The organism is Lentzea sp. JNUCC 0626, assembly GCF_043632865.1.
In the GTDB taxonomy this organism is placed as follows: Bacteria; Actinomycetota; Actinomycetes; order Mycobacteriales; family Pseudonocardiaceae; genus Lentzea.
The window spans coordinates 3,894,646-3,911,169 of sequence record NZ_CP171635.1 but is presented as its reverse complement, the minus strand read 5'-3'; the positions used below and the strand labels follow the sequence as shown (position 1 = coordinate 3,911,169).

Below are 16,524 nucleotides of genomic sequence, written 5' to 3'. Positions count from 1 at the left end.
TCGGCGCCGCGATCGCCGAGCCCGCCCGGTCCGACGGGGACAGGCGTCACCTGTCCCCGCTGCGCACCAGCATCGGCGCGACGTCGAGGTCGGCCTGCAGGAGGCCGTACGTCTTCATCAGGGTGGCCACCCGCTGGAGGCGCTTGGGGTCGAGCGAGGTCGGGAACTCGCCGAGGTGCACCAGTCGCGCCGTGTCGCGGTCCACGCCCGCGTAGTCCGGCAGCAGGGCCTGGACGGTGGCGCGGTCCGAGGCGTCGCGCTGCCCCTTGGCCATCGCGCGCTGGAACGCCGCGATCGTGTTCGGGTGCTGCCGGGCGAAGTCACCGGTCGTGCCGTAGCCCGCGATGGGGATGGCGTCGGTGGGGCCCGACGCCGCGTCGAGGATCGCGAGCTGGCCGGAGTTGCGCTGCGCCTTCGAGATGAACGGCTCGCTCATGAACCCGGCGTCGACGGAGTTGCGCTCGATCGCCGCCTCCATGTCGGGCATCGGCATCGCGAGGAGCGTGACCCGCTTCGGGTCGATGTCGTGCGCCTCCAGCACCGCTTTCGTGGTCAGCTCGGAAATGTTGTTCAGGGTGTTGATCGCGATCCTCTTGCCGATCAGGTCCTGCATTGTCTTGATGGTGCCGTTCCCCTTGACGAGGATCAGGAACATGCCGGGCTTCGCCTGGTAGCCGTCGTTGATCAGCTTGATCCCGCCGACGCCCTTCGCGTCTCCTTTGGACTCCGTGGCGAGGAACGAGACCCAGTTGCCGAACGTGATGTCGAGGCCGCCCTGGATCAGGCTGGGAATGGCGGCGGCGCCACCCTGGACGGTCACCGTCTCGACTTCCAGACCCTCGTTCTCGAAATACCCGTTCTTGATCGCGATGTGCAGTGGCGCGACGTCGACGACCGGCAGCACCCCGATCTTGACCCTGGCTTTCTCGACCGGCGGCGGTGCGGCGACGGTGGGCTGGTCGTCCCCGGTCAGGCCGCAGCCGGCGACCGCCGCGGCCACGCACGCGGTCGCCAGGAGCCGCGCGATTCGATGCCTGCGAATCATGTGCTTTCTCCAAGTGGCGTGGAAAGATGCCCGATCCGAGAGGCGCGCGGATCACACCGGACGACGCAATGAATTCCGTCGTTCGGTGTCGTGGTCGACTCGGGATTCGGCGATTGATCCGGAGTTGCGTGAGCATCTTTGCACGTCAGTCAAGCGGATCAGGTGCACAATGACAACGAGGCGCTATTTCCGGTCAGTGGAAAAGCTCTTGTCCTGCTGCTCTTTCCGGTGGTAATCGCGGTTGTTTTGCGCACTGACGAAATGGAATTCGTGCCTAGATCGATGGTGTTGGAATTCCCCGGTAGGTGGAAAACAGGTCAGGTGACGCTCAGCGGTTGTGGTTCGGCCGCCCCGAGTTCGGCGAAGATCTCCGACGCCGGCTCCCGGTGCGCCCGAGCCGCCTCCACCCCGGACAGCACCTCCACCGCATCCCCGAGCACGCACAACGCCCGCGCCTCACCCAGCCGGTGCCCGGTCAGGCGATGAGCCTCCACCGCGGCTGTCGCGTCCTCGACGGCCGCGAGGTGGTTCCTGAGCCGCAGCCGCACCTGGGCGAGCGCCGTCTGCACCCGTCCGAACCGCGATCTCAGGCCGGCGTCCACCACCACGAAGTAGGCGCGTTCGCAGTAGGACAGGGCGGCCTCGGCGTCGGAGGTGGCGGCGGCCAGGCCGAGCAGGGAGGCGACCTCGGCTCGGCGGTGTCCCACGTCGACGGCCAGCTGCAGCGCGTGTTCGTGGTGCATGACCGCGGAGGTGAGGTCGCCGCGTTGCGTGCAGGTGGCGCCGAGGGTGTTGTGGGCCTCGGCGAGGGTGCAGGGGTGGCCCGAGCGGCGGGCCAGTTCGAGGGCGGCGGCGTACGTGGCCGCGCGGTCGAGTTCGCCGAGGTCCAGGCAGATGCGGGCGAGGCTGTCCTGCACCTCCACGCGGGCCTGGTGCGCCTCGACGTCGCGCAACGCGAGCAGAGCCGACTCGAAGAGCGCGCGGGCGCACGTCAGGGATCCCATCTCCCAGTGCGCGGAGCCGAGGTTGACCCGGATCGTGGCCTCGGCCGCGGCGTCGGAACGCGCGGCGGTCAGGGCGTTCTCGTGGGCCTGCACGGCGAGGTCGGGCGAACCCTGGTCCTGGCGGACGATGCCGATGTTGTTCCAGGACGCGGCGACGGCGGGCAGCAGCGCGTGGTCGTGGGCCAGGGCCAGGGAGCGGTGGTACTCGGTCAACGCCCGGTCGTGTTCGCTGAAGCTCGCGTGCAGGGTGCCGAGGCTGTGGTGCATGTGGACGCGGGCCACCGGGTCGTCCAGGGCCACGGCAGCGCGCAGGCCAGCTTCGGCGGCCGTCGCCCAGTCGGTGCCGTTGGTCTGGAGCCAGAAGTAGCCGCGCAACGCGTCGGTCAGGCGCCACGCCATCGCGCGCGGCCCGCGGTCGGCGGCGTGCCGGACCGAGGCGACGAATCCGCGGTCTGCTGGGCATCAACTGACGGTCCGGCGGAACCGCGCGGTGGCTGCCGCGCGGTTCCGTCCCGGCTAGCCGCGCGGGTGGGCTGGTACCGACGCCAGCGGGACGTGGTGCTGTCCGGCGTGCACGTCGCGGTCGTGCAGCCCGCCCTGCGGCGCCGGGCGCGGGAACGAGATCTTGACGACGTTCAGCGCCGGGATGCGGAAGATCTGCACGTCCTGCGCCCGCACCTCGTGCAGGGACGCGACGAGGTCCTCGTCGACGATCTCCGCCGCCAGCGCGTAGCCCGCCTCGTCGCGCAGGAACAGTTCCATCGTCACCCAGAACGGTCCGGCGTTCTTGGACCTGACCTCCAGGGCGAGGTCGCCCAACGTGCGCTGCTCAGTCATGGGTGACGGCCTTCCGGTGCTCGGTGCGGAACATCTCGGTGGGGGTGCGGGTGTCGACGACGTGGTGCAGCGCGAACTCGTAGACCGCGCCGCGTTCGGTCTCGGCGGGGGAGGTGGCGAACGCGAGGCTCGGCAGGTAGTCCATGTCCGGGGTCGGCAGGTGCAGCATCAACGGGTTCGCGACCTTCGCGACGGCCGTCGCCAGTTCCTGGGTCGCCGCGCGGACCAGCAGCATCACGCCCACCTCGCGCGGTGGGCGGGTGGCCGGGTCGAGCGAACCGAGGATCGCGTCGTAGCCGTAGCGACGCAGGTCGAAGGCGTAGTCGGCGGTGTCGAGGCCGAGGGTCTGGGCGACGCGGCCGGTGAAGACCTTGACGAACAGGTCGGTCCACTCCTCGATGTTCGCGAGGATGTGCTCGTCGCGGATGGCCGTGAACGACATCGTCTCGTAGCCGGTGATCCGGGCGCCCTCCAGCTTGATCGTGTGCCGGGCGGGGTGGAAGCGGGAGCCTTCGACGCGCACGCGCCGGGCGTCGAGGGCCGTGTACACCGCGTCGGTGACGTCGAGTTCGCCCGCGGGTTCGCGCATGCGGAACGGGTTCACCGTCTCGTAGAGCATGTGCGCCGCAACGGAGATCGGCGTGCACGCGGCCTCGGGGTCGAGCGGTTCGATGGTGAACCCGGTGTGGTCGATCGTGGCGAGAACACCGCCGGCGCGTGGGTTCGTCGTGCACTGGCCGCCGCACTCGACGATTTTCGCGGCGTGCCAGGCAGGTCCGGCGGGCAGGCCCCGCAACAACGGCACGGCGGCGGCGAGCGCGGTGTCGGTCGCCCGGCCCGCGAGCACCACGTCGGCGCCTGCGCGCAGGGCCTCCACGATGGGTTCGTGGCCCATCATGCCGACGATGTGCGTGCAATCGTCCACGGTGGATTCGTCCAGCCCACTGCTGGGGGCGAGCGGGTGCACCGCGCGGTCGCGCAGGCGGGTTTTGACGAAGTCCGCGGTCTGCTCGCTGAAGATCGTCGCGACGGACAGGTCGAGCTTCTCCTCGCACAAGATGTCCTCGACGATCCCGGCCACCCAGGCGACGCCGGAGTCGGTGCCGCTGGTGCCGCAGGACCCGACGATCAACGGGATGCGTGCGCGGGCGGCGGCGCGCAGCAGGATCCGCAGGTCGCGGGCGACGGCCGCGGCGGTGGTCTTGGCGGTGCCCGAACCGAGGTAGTGCGGGCCCGAGTCGGTCGAGCCGCCGTCGACGGCGATGACGTCGGCGCCGAGCTCCAGCCCTCTGTCCACTGAGGACTCGGTGAAGCCGGCGCCGAGCATGCCGGTGGGCGTCAGGACGCGCACGGCTCCATCAGGAGCGCTCATGGTTTTCCCTTCCGGTGGAACGGTTCTAGGCCCTGTCCTGCAGGTCTGTCGGGCGGCAGTGGCGGCCGACAGACCTGCAGGACAGGGCCTACAGCGAGACGGCGTTGCGGCGGTTCAGCACGGCGACCCGCAGGATCACGGCGGTGGCGAGCGCGGTGACGACGGCGATGTCGAGGAGCATGTAGCGCCAGCCGGTGATGTCGACCATGGCGCCGACGACGCCTGGCCCGACGAACCCGCCCGCGGCCCAGCTCACCGTGTAGAGGCCGGTGTAGACGCCGATCACGCGGGCGGACGGCGCCAGGTTCCACAGCACGACGGCGGCGTTGATCAGGAACCCGGACGCTCCGGCCGCCGCGACGCAGAACGAAACGACGGTGACGGTAGGCGTCGGCACGAGGGTGCCGAGGGCGAGCGAGGTGCCGAACACGGTCATGCCGATCGTCATCGTCCGGATGCGCCCGATCCGTTCGGCGAGCAGCGCGGCGGGGTAGGCGGCGACGAGGAACGCGATGCCGCTCGGGAACGTGAGCGAGCCCGCCGCACCCCGGGACAGGCCCAGGGTTTCCATGCCGTACGGGGTGAACAGCGACCGCGACGAGAACCACGCGGAGGCGAACAGCAGCACCGCCGTGACGACGAGCAACCGGCTGCGGTCGTGGTCGCGCAGGATGTCCTTGGCGAGGTCGCGGAGTCGTTGCGGGGCCTCGCTCGTGGTGTCCTCGGTGAGCGCGAGTTGGTACGCCCTCGACGTGTTGTCCCGCACGCGCGACACGAGCACCGCCGTGCACACCAGCATGAGCAGCGCGGGCACGGTGAACGCGAGCTTCGGGTGGTCGTCCACCAGCACCGCGCTGATCAACGCGGACACCACGACCGTCAGTCCGGAGGCGATCTTCACGACCGCGTTGGCCCTGCCCCGGCGTTCGGGCTCGATGAAGTCCGGCAGCAACGCCTGGGCGATCGGCTTGAAGCTGTTGCCCACCAACGAGTACACGAAGATCAGCGCGATCAGCGCCGGCAACGCCGTGGCCAGCGGGATGAGCGTGAACAGCACGGCCGCGAGCGGCATGCCCACCGCGAGGTAGGGGATCCGGCGGCCCCAGCGCGTGCGGGTGTTGTCCGAGCGGTGCGCGATCCAGGGCTGCACGAAGATGCCGAGCAGGTTGTCCATGCCCATGAGCAGGCCGACGAGCGCGGTGCTGGCGATGTGTTCGCGCAGTAGCGGCGGTACCTGGGCGTCGTAGAAGTCCCAGGTCGCCTCCTGCGCGAACACGGCGAGCGCGACGAAGAACGTGATGCGCCTGGTGAGCCGCCTTTCGGCCGGCGCGGCGAGTGACGACATCGGAAGCCTCCGTTGGCTCGGGAACGTCGCGGCGTGCCCAAGTTAGGATGCTATAGCAAAATGCGCAAGCAATAGCTTCGAGGTTTGTCGTAGTATCGGCGCTCGTGATGGTCGACAAGGACGCGCAGTCCGACACGCTGGCCGGCCGCGCCTACCGCGCGGTCCAGGAGGCCATCGGCGCAGGTGAGCTGGCTCCCGGCGAGAAGATCACCGAACGCGGCCTGGCCGAACGCCTGGAGATGAGCCCCACCCCGGTCCGCGAGGCGATCCGCCGCCTCGAACAGGACGGCCTGATCACCAGGACCGGCCCGCGCACCGTCGTCGTCGCGGACATCGGCGCCGCGGCCGTGGAGGATCTCGCCGAGGTGGAGATCGCGTTGCGCGGACTCATCGCCCGCTTCGCTGCCCGCCGCGCGAGCACCGCCCAGCTCGACGCGTTGGACGCCGTGCTCGACGACGCGGACGACCTGCTGATCGTCATCAAGCAGCGCGACGCCGAGGGCCGCCCGGTCGACAAGCACCTCAACGCCCTGCTGGACACCATGCAGCGCTTCAACGACGCGGTGGCGGCGTGCGCGGGCAACGCCGTGCTGGTCCGGCTGCTGGAGCAGACCAGGGTGTTCACCCGCGCCGAACGCAGGAGCCTGCTGCTGGAACGGGTGCACGAGAACCACGAGTTCGGCCTCGACCGCTACACCGGGCACCGCGCGCTCGTGCGTGCTCTGCGGGCGGGGGATTCGGCTGCCGCTGAGCAGATCGCGATGGACGACGTGCGTGGCGGCCTGGAAGACCTGCGCCGCGAACCGGGCTGAGCGCTCACCACCCGCGCAGCCGGGGCCAGACCGCCTCGATCTCGTCCGAACCTCGCACGACCTGGTACCGGTCGTGCTGCGCGGCCGTGGCGCAGGCGTGGTTCGGCAGGATCCGCAACCGGGTCCCGATCGGCAGGTCCGGCACCGGGCTGCCGTCCCTCGTGCTCAGCACGCCGTGCTCCTGACTCGCGCCGGTCATGAGCAGGCCGGCGATGAGTTCACCGTGCACGTCCGCCACCAGCCCGTACCCCTGGTCGACGGCCTGCGCCTGTGTGCCCCGGTCCCGCGAGGTGGCCATCCACCCGCCGTCGGTCAGCACCCAGTTCTGGTCCGGCCGATGCCCGATCACCGTGACGACGACGGAGAGCGCGAGGTCGTCCGTGCCGCACACCCCGATTCCCGCCATGACGAGGTCGAAGAAGACGTAGTTCCCGGCGCGGACCTCGGTGACACCGCTCAGATCGGTCGCCGCGTGCGCGGTGGGCGTCGAGCCGACGCTGACGATTCCGCAGGAGAGTCCGTTGGTGCGCAACGCTTCCGCAGCGGCAACGGCGACGTCCCGCTCGTGCTGCGCTGCCTGTCGCAACGCCTCCGGGGTGTACGCGAAGTACGACTCACCGGCGTGGGTGAGCACCCCCGCCAGATTGGCGCCGAGCGCCCGGCCGATCTGAACGAGCACGGGATCGTCGACCTGCACACCACCCCGGTGCCCGTCGCAGTCGATCTCGATCAGGGCGGGCACGCGGAGGTTCTCCTCGGCCGCGAACCCCTGCAGCGCCTCGGCCTGGGCGAGGCTGTCGAGCAGGACCGTGAGCGTGACGCCCCGGCGCGTCAGGGCGGCGACGCGCGGAAGCTTGTGCGGGTCGAGTCCGACCGCGTACAGGACGTCCCGGTAGCCCGCGTCGGCGAAGTGCTCGGCCTCGGCGAGCGTCGACACCGTGATCGGCCCGCCCTCCCGCACCCGTGCGGCCACGTCGACCGACTTGCACGTCTTGACGTGCAAGCGCAACGGCACCCCGAGCCCGTCCAGTCGTTCACGCAACCGCGCCGCGTTGCGGTCCACCCGGTCGGCGTCGACGACGGCGAACGGCGTGTCCGGTGTGTCCAAAGTGGTCATTCGGAGTCTCCTGCGGAAGCGGCGCGACGCAACAGCGCGGCGGCGAGAGTGAGGTCCTGCAGGGCGAAACCGGAACTGTCGAACACCGTCACGTCTCCCGGTGAGGTCCTTCCGGCCTCGCCCGCGAGCACGGCGCCGAGTGCGATCGGCGTGACTCCTCGCGCGTGCTGGAACTCGCCGATGGCGGTGGACTGGTCCGGCAAGTCGCAGAACAACAGCGCGCTCGCGTAGATCTCCACCGGCAGTTCCTGCTTGCCCGGCCCGTCCGCGCCCATCGCGGAGATGTGCGTGCCCGGCGCCACCCAGGCGGCGTCGAACAAGGGCTCGCGCGCGGTCGTGGCCGTCACGAGCACGTCCGCCTCCGCCACCCCGGTCCGCACGTCGACGGTCTCGGCGGGCAACCCGGTCACGTCGGTCACCCGCGCGGCGAAAGCCGTTGCGGCATCGGCACGACGACCGACGACGAGAACCCGTTCGATCGGCCGAACCCGGCTGACCGCCCGAACCTCGTGCAGCGCCTGATGGCCCGTCCCGATCACAGTCAGCGTGCGCGAGTCTTTCCGCGCCAACGCCTGCACGGCGAGCGCGTTGGCCGCCGCCGTCCGGTACGCGTTCGCCGCCGCGGCCTCGACCACCGCGCTCAGCCGTCCGGTGGCGGGATCGAGCAGCACGATCGTCGAACTGTGCCGGGGCAACTCGACGTTGCCGGGCCAGAAGCTGCCGATCTTCACGCCCACGAGCTCACCCGCCGACCCGGACTTGAGCGTGAACCGGGTGTCCGGTGTGGACGAACGCCCGATCACCACCGGGAACGTGAACCCACCGGCAGCGGCCAGAAAGGCCTCCCGCGCGGCACCGAGCGCGAGATCGTCGTCGACGAGGGCGGCCGTCTCGGCCTCCGTCAGCAAGGTGGTCATGACGCGTCCTTCTTGAGTTCGGCGAGGTCGTTGTACAGCCCGGTGCGGGAGATGCCCAGCCGTTGCGCCACCCGCCCCGGAGCCCCGCGCAACGCGAACACCCCGGCGTCGTTCAACTCCCGGACGAGCCTCAACCGCTCCTCGCGCCCCAACGACGCCACCGGCACCGCGTGCGCGCGCTCAGCCCGTTCGATCAGCGAGTCGACGACCTGGTCCAGATCACCGGAGAAGTTGGTGGAAGCGACAGGCTTCTCCTGCGGCGCCAGCCCGAGCAGGTCCGCGAGCACCCCGGTGGCCCGGTTGATGGCGGAAACGTCGATGTTGATGCACAACGCCCCGATCAACGTCCCGTCGCCGTCCCGCAACGGCACGGTCGTGCACCGCAGCACCCGCCCGTCCTGCGCGCGCGTCACGTACCCGACCTCGGTGCGGGCGTCGTCCCCGGCGGCGAGGACGCGCAACCCGATCTCGCTCATCGCGTCCCCGGCCTGCCGCCCCGTGACGGAACCCGCGACCGCGACGACCGACCGTTCCTGGTCGCGGTAGTCGTGCAGCACGACCTCGCAACTGCGGCCGAACGTCGCCGCGATGGCCTCGACCACGGGGGCGAGGGCGGCGAACACCGCGTCGGCGGTGTTGCTGGGGTGGGACACGACGAACCCTCCGTGTGGACGAACTGTCACTTCCTGAACAAAGTGTCACACGAGACGCGGCCGCGTGCGATGTGTTCGTCGACACGGCAGGGACCGGTCCCGGCTGACTCGCGCAGAATGCAGCCGGTGAGTCCGAGTCGCGGGTGGTGGGTGGGTGCGGGGGTGGTGCTCACGCCGGTGGTTCTCGTCGGCGTCCTGGCGGCGATCGAGCTGACCAAGCCGGAGATGAGCTCGTCCCTGCCGGTGACGACCAGCACGACAGCCCCGATGGTGAGCACGACGACCACGACGATGACAACGACCACGACGCCGATGGCTCCTGTCCCGACCGCGACTCTTCCGTCCCTGCCGCCGCTCCCGCCCACTCCTCCGGAGGACCGCATCGAGATCGGCGACTGCGTCAACGTGCGCCACGAGGGAGGACTCGACGCGGTCATCGAGGAGATTCCCTGCGACCTCAGGGACGTGGAGGTCTGGCGGGTGCTCGGCATGGGCTTCGCCATCTCCAAGACGTGCGAGGGGCTGGCGGTCACGCACACTTATCACATGACGGAGTACGGCGTTCTGTACTGCCTCCAGCAGATCTCCGGGTAGCCCGCCCGATCACTCCCCGCCGATGAGGCTCGCCGCCCGTTCCGCGATCGCGATCACCGTCGCGTACGTGTTGGCCGACGGAATCCGCGGGATCACCGAGGCGTCCGCGATCCGCACACCCTCGACGCCGTGCACCCGCAGATCCCGGTCCACCACCGACATCTCGTCCTCACCGAGCTTGCAGGTGCCGACGTAGTGGTAGTACGGGCCGACGGTCGCCCTGATGTGCTCCTCGCCGCCCCCGAGCACCTCCTCGCCACGCCAAGGCTTCAACGCGTTCGTCGCGGCGATCTCGCGCAGCAGGTCCATGCCGTCGACCATCGCGGTCAGGTCGCGCGGGTCGGTCAGGTAGTGCGGGGCGAGCGAGATTCCGTCACCGGACAGCCGGAGCGAGCCGCGGCTATGAGGAGTCATCAGCGACAGCGGCATGACGTAGTGGTTGTCGCCGGCCGGTGCGGAGAGACCGATCTGGAGGTCCCCGGCGGTCAGGCCGGGGTTGCTCCGGAACAACCCGAGGACCTCGATGTTGTTGTAGGAACCGGGCGGGATCGGCTGGGCGCCGGAGTACATCGCGTACGTGAGCGGGTGGTCGTGCAGGTTCTCGCCCACGCCGGGGAGGTCGGCGACGACGGCGACGTCGTGAGAGCGCAGGTGGTCTGCCGGGCCCAGGCCGCTGCGCAGCATCAGCTCGGCGGTGCCGACGGTGCCCGCGCACAGGATCACCTCGGTCGCCGAGGCGTGGAGTTGTTGTCCGCCAACGGTGTACGCGACGCTCGCCGGTCGGCCGGGAACCACCTGCCGGACCAGCGCGTCCGTCACCACGGTCAGCGAGAGGCCGGCGGTGAGATAGGCGTCGGCGGTGGTTTGCCGGACGCCGTCGACGATGCTCAGGTCGACCCAGCCGACGCCCTCCTCCAGGCCGCCGCTGATGTCCGAAGCGAGGGTGTGGCCCGTTTCGACAGCCGCGTCCAGGAACGCCGCCGCCATCGGATGTTGGTGCGTGGCCGGGGTTACGACGAGCGGGCCGCCGACGCCGCGCAGGGACGGGTCGCGGGTCGGGGCGTGTTCGCTGCGCCGGAAGAACGGCAGCAGGTCGTCGAACTCCCAGCCCTTGCCCCAGTCGTAGCTGGAGCGGTGGCCGCGCAGGAAGATCATGCCGTTGATCGCGGACGAGCCGCCCAGGGCCTTGCCCCGGGGCCACGCGAGAGAGCGGCCGAGTTCGGGTTCCGGCAGGGTCGTGTCCTGCCAGTCCGCCGAGGAACCGAGCAGCGACAGCCAGGTGCCGGGCGTGGCCGTGGGCGGGGTGGCGCTGCCCGCTTCCAGCAGCAGGACGGACGAGTGCGCGGCGAGGCGGGCAGCGACCACGCAACCCGCGCTGCCGCCACCCACGACGATGTAGTCGTAGTCAGTCAAGTTCGGGACCTCGTGAGTACTGGCGGAGCAGGGATCGGGTCAGGTGCGGGATGTCGCCGACGGCCTCGTGGAAGCGGGCGGACGGGACGGGGGAGCCGGACGGAACCGGTTCCTGGAAACCGTGCAGCAGTGGGAGGATCGTGTGCTGGCGCTGCGACTCGGGCAGGCCGCGCAGGGCCGCCTCGACGCGGACCAGCCAGTCCGCGTAGTCGTCGATCAGCTCGATCGGGTGGCCGTCCTCGATCAGCCAGCCGACGAACGTGTCGAGCGAGACGCCGTCGTCGTGCGGGTTGACCAGGTTGAATGTCCGGTAGCCCGCGCCGTCGCCGAGCCGCACGATCGACGACGCCGTGAAGTCGACGGGAAGGCCGTCGTAGTGGGCGCCGGGCGAGCGGTAGAACGAGCGCGGCGCCACGCCGGACGCCCGGAGGCTGAACAGCAGACGGCTGAACATGTCCTGCGCGTTGTGCTGACCGGCGTACGACGAGTGCGCGAGGATCATGGTCGAGCGGAACACCGTCACCGGCAGGCCGTACCGGTCGTGGGCCTCGCGCAGCAGGACCTCGCCCGCCCACTTGCTCGTCGTGTACCCGCTCGCGTACCCGGCGTCCACGGGCTGCGGGGGCAGCGAACGCACGTCGGCGTCCTCGTCCAGCGGAGCGCCGTCCGCCGCGTGGGAGACGGCCACGCTGGAGACGTACGTGACCGGCTTGAGCCGGGAGGTCAGGGCCAGCCGGATCAACTCGGCGGTGCCCAGCACGTTGGCGTCGAAGAGATGGCTGTACGGCAGCACGTGGTTCACCAGAGCGCCCGCGTGCACGATCAGGTCCACTTCGGACACCAGGCGGTCCCAGATCGCCGACGAAAGACCCAGGCGCGGCTCGGCTATGTCACCCGCCACCACCTCCAGGTGCGAGGCGGCCAGCTTCTCGAACGTCCGCGTCAGCTCGGGGTCGGCGGTGCCGAACGCGTCCACGAGGCGTTGCCGGGCGGAGACCGGGTCCTGGCCCCGCACGACCGCGATCACCTTGCCGCCCAGCGGTGCCAGCCGCTGGAGCCACTCCAACGTCAGGAACCGGCCCAGGTAACCGCTCGCGCCGGTCAGCAGCACGCAGCGCGGTTCACCGGCAGCGGCAGGGACCTCCTCGACGGTGTCCAGGAAGCGGTCCAGGGTGAGATCCGCCGCGCTCACCGACACGGCATCGGCGCCGTGCACCGACGCGAACGCGGGACGCGTCGCGCCCGACCCCACCTTGGCCTCGACGTAGCCCGCCAGCGCCGCCAAGTCGTTGGCCGGACTGATGATCACGTCGACCGGCACGCGGACGCCGAACGTGTCGTGCAGCAGGGTCGACAGCGACACCGCCGACAGCGAGTCGCCGCCCAGGTCGCGGAACCGCGCGGAGGGCAGCACGTCCACCGCCAGCAACGCGCGCACGGCCCGTTGGACGGTCTCCACCACCGGGCGGTCGCGGCCGGTGCGGGCAACGTCGAGCAGCTCCTGAGCCTCGCGGTCCGCGATCTCGGCGTAGAGCTCTTCCAGGCGCGGGCCGTAGCGTTCTACCAGCTTGGGGGACAACAACTTGCGCTGGTCCGACAGGAGACCGTTGGCCTGGCTGAACGGTTCGGGCTCGACCAGCAGGCCGCGCGGGACCTCGTACGACTGGAGCCCTTCGGCCCGCGCGATCTCCCGGAACGACTCGGCCAGCAGCTCCGGCAGGCCCTCCCGCCCCAACGCCTCCGCGGTGGGCACGACGACCGCGACCAGGTGGGAGCGCTCACTGTTGCCGTACAGGAAGATCTGCTGCACGAGCGGACTGGCGGCGAACACCGACTCCAGCCGGGCCAGCGCCACGAACTCGCCCTGCGACAGCTTCAGCACGCTCTTGAGCCGGTCCACCACGGTGATGCGGCGCGGCCCGAGCTCCGCGACGATGTCGCCGGTCCGGTAGAAGCCGTCCTCGTCGAAGAGCTCCGCCGTCAGCTCGGGTTGCCGGTAGTAGCCGGGACTCCAGTCCGCCTTGACCCGCAGCTCTCCGCGCGGATGCGGGGTGTCGGTGCGGAAGTAGCCCAGCTCCGGCACGTCGACGATCTTGTAGTCGAGCACCGGCGGGTCCATCAACATCCCGTTGACCGCCATGCCCGCGACCTCGGTCGAGCCGTACATGTCGAACAGCGGCACGTCGAGCAACGACTCGACGAACGACGTCAGCGCGGCCGAGAGCGGCGCGGAACCACAGGTGGCGAACACGATCCGCCCGCCCAGCAGGTCGGTGCGCAGCCGCGTCAACGCCGTGGCGGAGTCGGTGCGCTCCAGCTCGCTCTGGTACCGCTGGTGCAGCATCTCGCACACGCGCGGCACCAGCGACACCTCGGTCGGCCGCACCAGCGCGATGTCCTCGAAGAACGTCGACAGGTCGCTCCCGGCCGTGAAGCAGTTCATCCCGCCGCGCGCCAGGCCGTTCATCAGCGTGTAGTGGCCGCCGATGTGGCTCAGCGGCGCGTAGTTGAAGCTCACCAGGCCGTCCCGCTTCGCCCGGTCCTCCCACACGACCGTGGCGAGCCGCTCGGTGTAGATCGCGCCCTTGGGCGTGCCGGTGCTGCCGGACGTGTACAGGAGCATCGCCAACGGGTCCTCGCCGTCGGCCGCGAGGTGCGGAGCGACCTCGGGCAGTGCGGCCCCGCGCTCCACGACCTCTTCCAGCGCAACGACTTCCACACCCAGGTCGGCGCAGGCGGCGAACCGCGCGGCATGATCGGAGTCGCGCGGGTGGTAGTCGAACACCAGCAGCCGCCGCACCGAAGGCGTGCGCCACACCAGTTCCCGGGCCACGTCCAGCCGTTCGACGCTCGCACACACCAGCACCGGCTCGGTCTCGGCGGCGATCGAGGCCAACACGTCCACCGACGCCCCGGTCTGCAGCGGCACGCTGACCGCGCCCAGATACCCGCACACCAATCCGAGCGTCGCGTAGTCGGCGCTGGTGAACCCGAGCAGCGCCACCCGATCCCCGGCGACGACGGGCCACTCGGCCGCCACGGCGCGAACCCGGCCCCACAACTCGGTGTAGCTGATCGTCTCGTAGCGGGGGAGTAGCCGGGACGTCACCCGCCCGGTCGCCGGATCCGGCACGAACTCCCGCGCGCGCTCACCCAGAGCGGGCCGGTCGCCGAAGCGTTCGAAGACGTCCGCCATTACCTGCGCAAGTCGCAATGTTGTCTCCGCGTGAGAACACCTTCGGTAATCCTGCACGGTAACAGCAGCTCAGAGGCAGTCACGCCGATCGAGACGCGGTTTAGGCTTTTTGATAAACGTCGTTGCGACGAAATCGAGCCGTGCTCAGCGCAGCATGTCGGCGACCAGGAACGCCAGCTCGAGCGCCTGACCGGTGTTGAGCCGAGGGTCGCAGGGCGAGGTGTAGTTGCGGTGCAGGTCCTCGAACGCGAGACCGCCGCCGACGCACTCGGTGACGTCCTCGCCAGTGAGTTCCACGTGCAGGCCGCCCGCGTGCGTCCCGAGCGCCCGGTGCACCTCCAGGAACCCGGCGATCTCGGCGAGCACGTCCTCGAACCGCCGCGTCTTGTGCCGGCTCGGCGCCTGGAACGTGTTGCCGTGCATGGGATCGCTCACCCAGCACACGGACGCGCCCGAGGCGTTGACCTTCTCCACCAGCTCCGGCAGCAGGTCCCTCACCCGGCGGGCACCGAGGCGCACCACGAACGTCAGCCTGCCGGGCGTGCGGTCGGGGTCGAGCCGGTCGATCAACGCCAGCGCGTGCTCCGCCGTCGCGGTCGGCCCGAGCTTCACCGCGATCGGGTTCGCGATCGACGCGAAGTAGGCGACGTGCGCGCCGTCGAGCTGCCGGGTGCGATCACCGATCCACAGCAGGTGCCCGCTGCCCGCGTACCGCCTGCCGGTGCGCGGATCACGCCGGGTCAGCGCCTCCTCGTAGTCGAGCAGCAAACCCTCGTGGCTCACGAACATCCCGCCGCGCAGAACGTCCACTGTGTACTTGGACGCGTCGTACACGCGCCGCAACCGCTCCGGGTCGGGCCGCCGTTCGGCCTCGCTGAACCCACTGCCGTTCACCGCGTCACCCCGGTACACCGGCAGCGTGCGCTCGTCGACGGTCTCGGTCGGCCACGACCGCGGCTTGGCGTACTGACCGGCGATCCGGCCCACCGTCACGACCGGGAGCCCGAGGATCGCGGCCATCTTCCGCAGCAGCCCGAGCTTGCGTTCGATCGCGGGCACGGACACGTCGTCGAGCCGTTCGGCGCAGTCACCGCCCTGCAGCAGGAAAGCCCTGCCCGCGGCGACCCGTGCCAGGTCGGAGGTGAGCGCGTCGCACTCTTCAGGAGTGACGAGTGGAGGCAGGGCCGCGAGACCCGCCACCACCTCGCCGAGTCGTGCCTCGTCCGGCCACGGCGGCCGCTGCCGGGCGACGAGCGTCCGCCAGTCCGGGATCGTTTCGACCGTGCCGTCGCTCATGGGTCCTCACGTCTTGACGAGGTCGTGGCTGATGCCCAGGTCGTCGAGCAGGAGTTGCAACGGCCCGGTGTCCCGCTTCGGCACCGGCCGCGCCGCCGCCCACTCGCGCAGTTGGTCGGTGCCGATCTCGAACCCGCCCTGCGCCGCCACCGTCACCCACGGCTCCAGGTCGGCCGACCGGAACGCCGTCAGCCCGTCCACGAGCGCCTCGCGGAACATCTGCTTCTGCGTGCCGTCGAGACTGCGGTAGAGCGACCCGCACAACTCGCGGAACACCACCGCGTGCCCGCTCTCGTCCCGCCGGTGCATGTCGGTGGTGATCCGGTTCATCGGCTGGATGTCCTGCGCCGTCGACAACGTCGAGAGGAACCCGCTGATCGTCGTCTCCGCCGCCAGCGAGAACGCGATGTCGACGACGTCACGATCGAACCCGGACAGCCCGGCCCGCGCCGCTTCCCGCCCCTGCACCACCGACCAGACTCCCGGTGAGAACCGCACGTCGGCCATGTCCCGCCTCCGCCGCGTCACGCCGACAGCGTTGTGGCACATCAGAATGTGGTAGTGCTCGTCGATGATCGTCTGGTGCAGCGCGTCCACGGCGACGTCGTCCCGGCGCACCGGGATCCGTTCCTGGAGCATCAACCGGCACGCGGGCAGGATGATCTCGTCCTCGATGGCCGCAGTCTTGGCGTTGTAGGCGATCCACGCGGCGGACAGGATCCGCTCGCGGGCGTCGCGGTCGAGCTTCTCCGCACCGGGCAACGCGAGCACCGGCACGAGGTGTTCGGGGAAGTCCGGCAGGCTTGGGTCGAAGTGCCCGTCCAGGTCGAGCTCGTCCTTCTTGACGGCCACCCGCTTGCCCCAGCGCTCGGTCAACTGGACCAGCAGGTCGCGCTCGAAGTCAGCGGACATCGGGTGGAACC

At 70.3% G+C, this 16,524-nt stretch carries 14 protein-coding genes; 2 read left to right on the top strand and 12 right to left on the bottom strand.

Going from position 1 to position 16,524, the window contains the following annotated elements; translation table 11 throughout:
- Positions 1 to 46: 46 nt before the first annotated feature.
- The 5 genes from JNUCC0626_RS16565 to JNUCC0626_RS16545 form a co-directional block, all read right to left on the bottom strand.
- The gene (locus JNUCC0626_RS16565; protein ID WP_394620655.1) at positions 47 to 1,045 is read right to left on the bottom strand and encodes an ABC transporter substrate-binding protein; all 999 of its coding nucleotides are present in this window, start codon (positions 1,043 to 1,045) and stop codon (positions 47 to 49) included.
- Between the two features lie 317 nt (positions 1,046 to 1,362).
- Positions 1,363 to 2,448: a tetratricopeptide repeat protein gene (locus tag JNUCC0626_RS16560; RefSeq protein ID WP_394620654.1), complete on the bottom strand. Its 1,086-nt coding sequence runs from the start codon at positions 2,446 to 2,448 to the stop codon at positions 1,363 to 1,365.
- A gap of 117 nt (positions 2,449 to 2,565) precedes the next feature.
- On the bottom strand, positions 2,566 to 2,886 hold the full coding sequence (locus tag JNUCC0626_RS16555; RefSeq protein ID WP_394620653.1) for a DUF4387 domain-containing protein: 321 nt from the start codon (positions 2,884 to 2,886) through the stop codon (positions 2,566 to 2,568).
- A complete protein-coding gene (locus tag JNUCC0626_RS16550; RefSeq protein WP_394620652.1) occupies positions 2,879 to 4,258 on the bottom strand; it encodes an acyclic terpene utilization AtuA family protein in 1,380 nt (459 codons plus the stop codon). Before JNUCC0626_RS16550 ends, JNUCC0626_RS16555 begins: the two co-directional genes overlap by 8 nt.
- A gap of 88 nt (positions 4,259 to 4,346) precedes the next feature.
- Positions 4,347 to 5,603 (bottom strand): MFS transporter, encoded by a 1,257-nt coding sequence (locus JNUCC0626_RS16545; RefSeq protein WP_394620651.1) that lies wholly within the window; start codon positions 5,601 to 5,603, stop codon positions 4,347 to 4,349.
- Between the two features lie 107 nt (positions 5,604 to 5,710).
- On the opposite strand from JNUCC0626_RS16545, the gene JNUCC0626_RS16540 reads away from it, so the two are divergent.
- Positions 5,711 to 6,415 (top strand): GntR family transcriptional regulator, encoded by a 705-nt coding sequence (locus JNUCC0626_RS16540; protein WP_394622044.1) that lies wholly within the window; start codon positions 5,711 to 5,713, stop codon positions 6,413 to 6,415.
- A gap of 4 nt (positions 6,416 to 6,419) precedes the next feature.
- On the opposite strand, the gene JNUCC0626_RS16535 is transcribed toward JNUCC0626_RS16540, so the two are convergent.
- From JNUCC0626_RS16535 to JNUCC0626_RS16525, 3 genes are read right to left on the bottom strand one after another with little or no spacing between them, the layout of a single operon-like run.
- Positions 6,420 to 7,532 (bottom strand): alanine racemase, encoded by a 1,113-nt coding sequence (locus JNUCC0626_RS16535; RefSeq protein ID WP_394620650.1) that lies wholly within the window; start codon positions 7,530 to 7,532, stop codon positions 6,420 to 6,422.
- On the bottom strand, positions 7,529 to 8,449 hold the full coding sequence (locus JNUCC0626_RS16530) for an ornithine cyclodeaminase family protein (RefSeq protein ID WP_394620649.1): 921 nt from the start codon (positions 8,447 to 8,449) through the stop codon (positions 7,529 to 7,531). Before JNUCC0626_RS16530 ends, JNUCC0626_RS16535 begins: the two co-directional genes overlap by 4 nt.
- Positions 8,446 to 9,102, bottom strand: a complete 657-nt coding sequence (locus JNUCC0626_RS16525; RefSeq protein ID WP_394620648.1) for a helix-turn-helix transcriptional regulator — start codon at positions 9,100 to 9,102, stop codon at positions 8,446 to 8,448. Before JNUCC0626_RS16525 ends, JNUCC0626_RS16530 begins: the two co-directional genes overlap by 4 nt.
- 126 nt (positions 9,103 to 9,228) lie before the next feature.
- Here JNUCC0626_RS16525 and JNUCC0626_RS16520 point away from each other — a divergent pair, with 126 nt between their 5' ends.
- Positions 9,229 to 9,696: a hypothetical protein gene (locus JNUCC0626_RS16520; RefSeq protein ID WP_394620647.1), complete on the top strand. Its 468-nt coding sequence runs from the start codon at positions 9,229 to 9,231 to the stop codon at positions 9,694 to 9,696.
- Between the two features lie 9 nt (positions 9,697 to 9,705).
- Here JNUCC0626_RS16520 and JNUCC0626_RS16515 read toward each other — a convergent pair whose 3' ends face one another.
- The 4 genes from JNUCC0626_RS16515 to JNUCC0626_RS16500 all read right to left on the bottom strand — a co-directional run bounded on the left by JNUCC0626_RS16515 (position 9,706) and on the right by JNUCC0626_RS16500 (position 16,513).
- Positions 9,706 to 11,109 carry a GMC family oxidoreductase gene (locus JNUCC0626_RS16515; RefSeq protein ID WP_394620646.1) on the bottom strand — a complete coding sequence of 468 codons (1,404 nt, stop codon included), beginning with the start codon at positions 11,107 to 11,109 and terminating at the stop codon, positions 9,706 to 9,708.
- Positions 11,102 to 14,362, bottom strand: a complete 3,261-nt coding sequence (car, locus tag JNUCC0626_RS16510; protein ID WP_394620645.1) for a carboxylic acid reductase — start codon at positions 14,360 to 14,362, stop codon at positions 11,102 to 11,104. Before car ends, JNUCC0626_RS16515 begins: the two co-directional genes overlap by 8 nt.
- 87 nt (positions 14,363 to 14,449) lie before the next feature.
- Positions 14,450 to 15,601, bottom strand: coding sequence for a 3-deoxy-7-phosphoheptulonate synthase class II (locus tag JNUCC0626_RS16505; protein ID WP_394620644.1), 1,152 nt, complete (start codon positions 15,599 to 15,601; stop codon positions 14,450 to 14,452).
- 6 nt (positions 15,602 to 15,607) lie between these two features.
- Positions 15,608 to 16,513 (bottom strand): AurF N-oxygenase family protein, encoded by a 906-nt coding sequence (locus JNUCC0626_RS16500; protein WP_394620643.1) that lies wholly within the window; start codon positions 16,511 to 16,513, stop codon positions 15,608 to 15,610.
- Positions 16,514 to 16,524 lie beyond the last annotated feature (11 nt).

Bases quoted from the DNA above. Each gene is read 5' to 3' on its own strand.
- JNUCC0626_RS16505 (WP_394620644.1), bottom strand. From the start codon at position 15,601: ATGAGCGACGGCACGGTCGAAACGATCCCGGACTGGCGGACGCTCGTC.
- JNUCC0626_RS16530 (WP_394620649.1), bottom strand. From the start codon at position 8,449: ATGACCACCTTGCTGACGGAGGCCGAGACGGCCGCCCTCGTCGACGAC.
- JNUCC0626_RS16540 (WP_394622044.1), top strand. From the start codon at position 5,711: ATGGTCGACAAGGACGCGCAGTCCGACACGCTGGCCGGCCGCGCCTAC.
- JNUCC0626_RS16550 (WP_394620652.1), bottom strand. From the start codon at position 4,258: ATGAGCGCTCCTGATGGAGCCGTGCGCGTCCTGACGCCCACCGGCATG.
- JNUCC0626_RS16560 (WP_394620654.1), bottom strand. From the start codon at position 2,448: ATGGCGTGGCGCCTGACCGACGCGTTGCGCGGCTACTTCTGGCTCCAG.
- JNUCC0626_RS16535 (WP_394620650.1), bottom strand. From the start codon at position 7,532: ATGACCACTTTGGACACACCGGACACGCCGTTCGCCGTCGTCGACGCC.
- JNUCC0626_RS16555 (WP_394620653.1), bottom strand. From the start codon at position 2,886: ATGACTGAGCAGCGCACGTTGGGCGACCTCGCCCTGGAGGTCAGGTCC.
- JNUCC0626_RS16565 (WP_394620655.1), bottom strand. From the start codon at position 1,045: ATGATTCGCAGGCATCGAATCGCGCGGCTCCTGGCGACCGCGTGCGTG.
- JNUCC0626_RS16500 (WP_394620643.1), bottom strand. From the start codon at position 16,513: ATGTCCGCTGACTTCGAGCGCGACCTGCTGGTCCAGTTGACCGAGCGC.
- JNUCC0626_RS16545 (WP_394620651.1), bottom strand. From the start codon at position 5,603: ATGTCGTCACTCGCCGCGCCGGCCGAAAGGCGGCTCACCAGGCGCATC.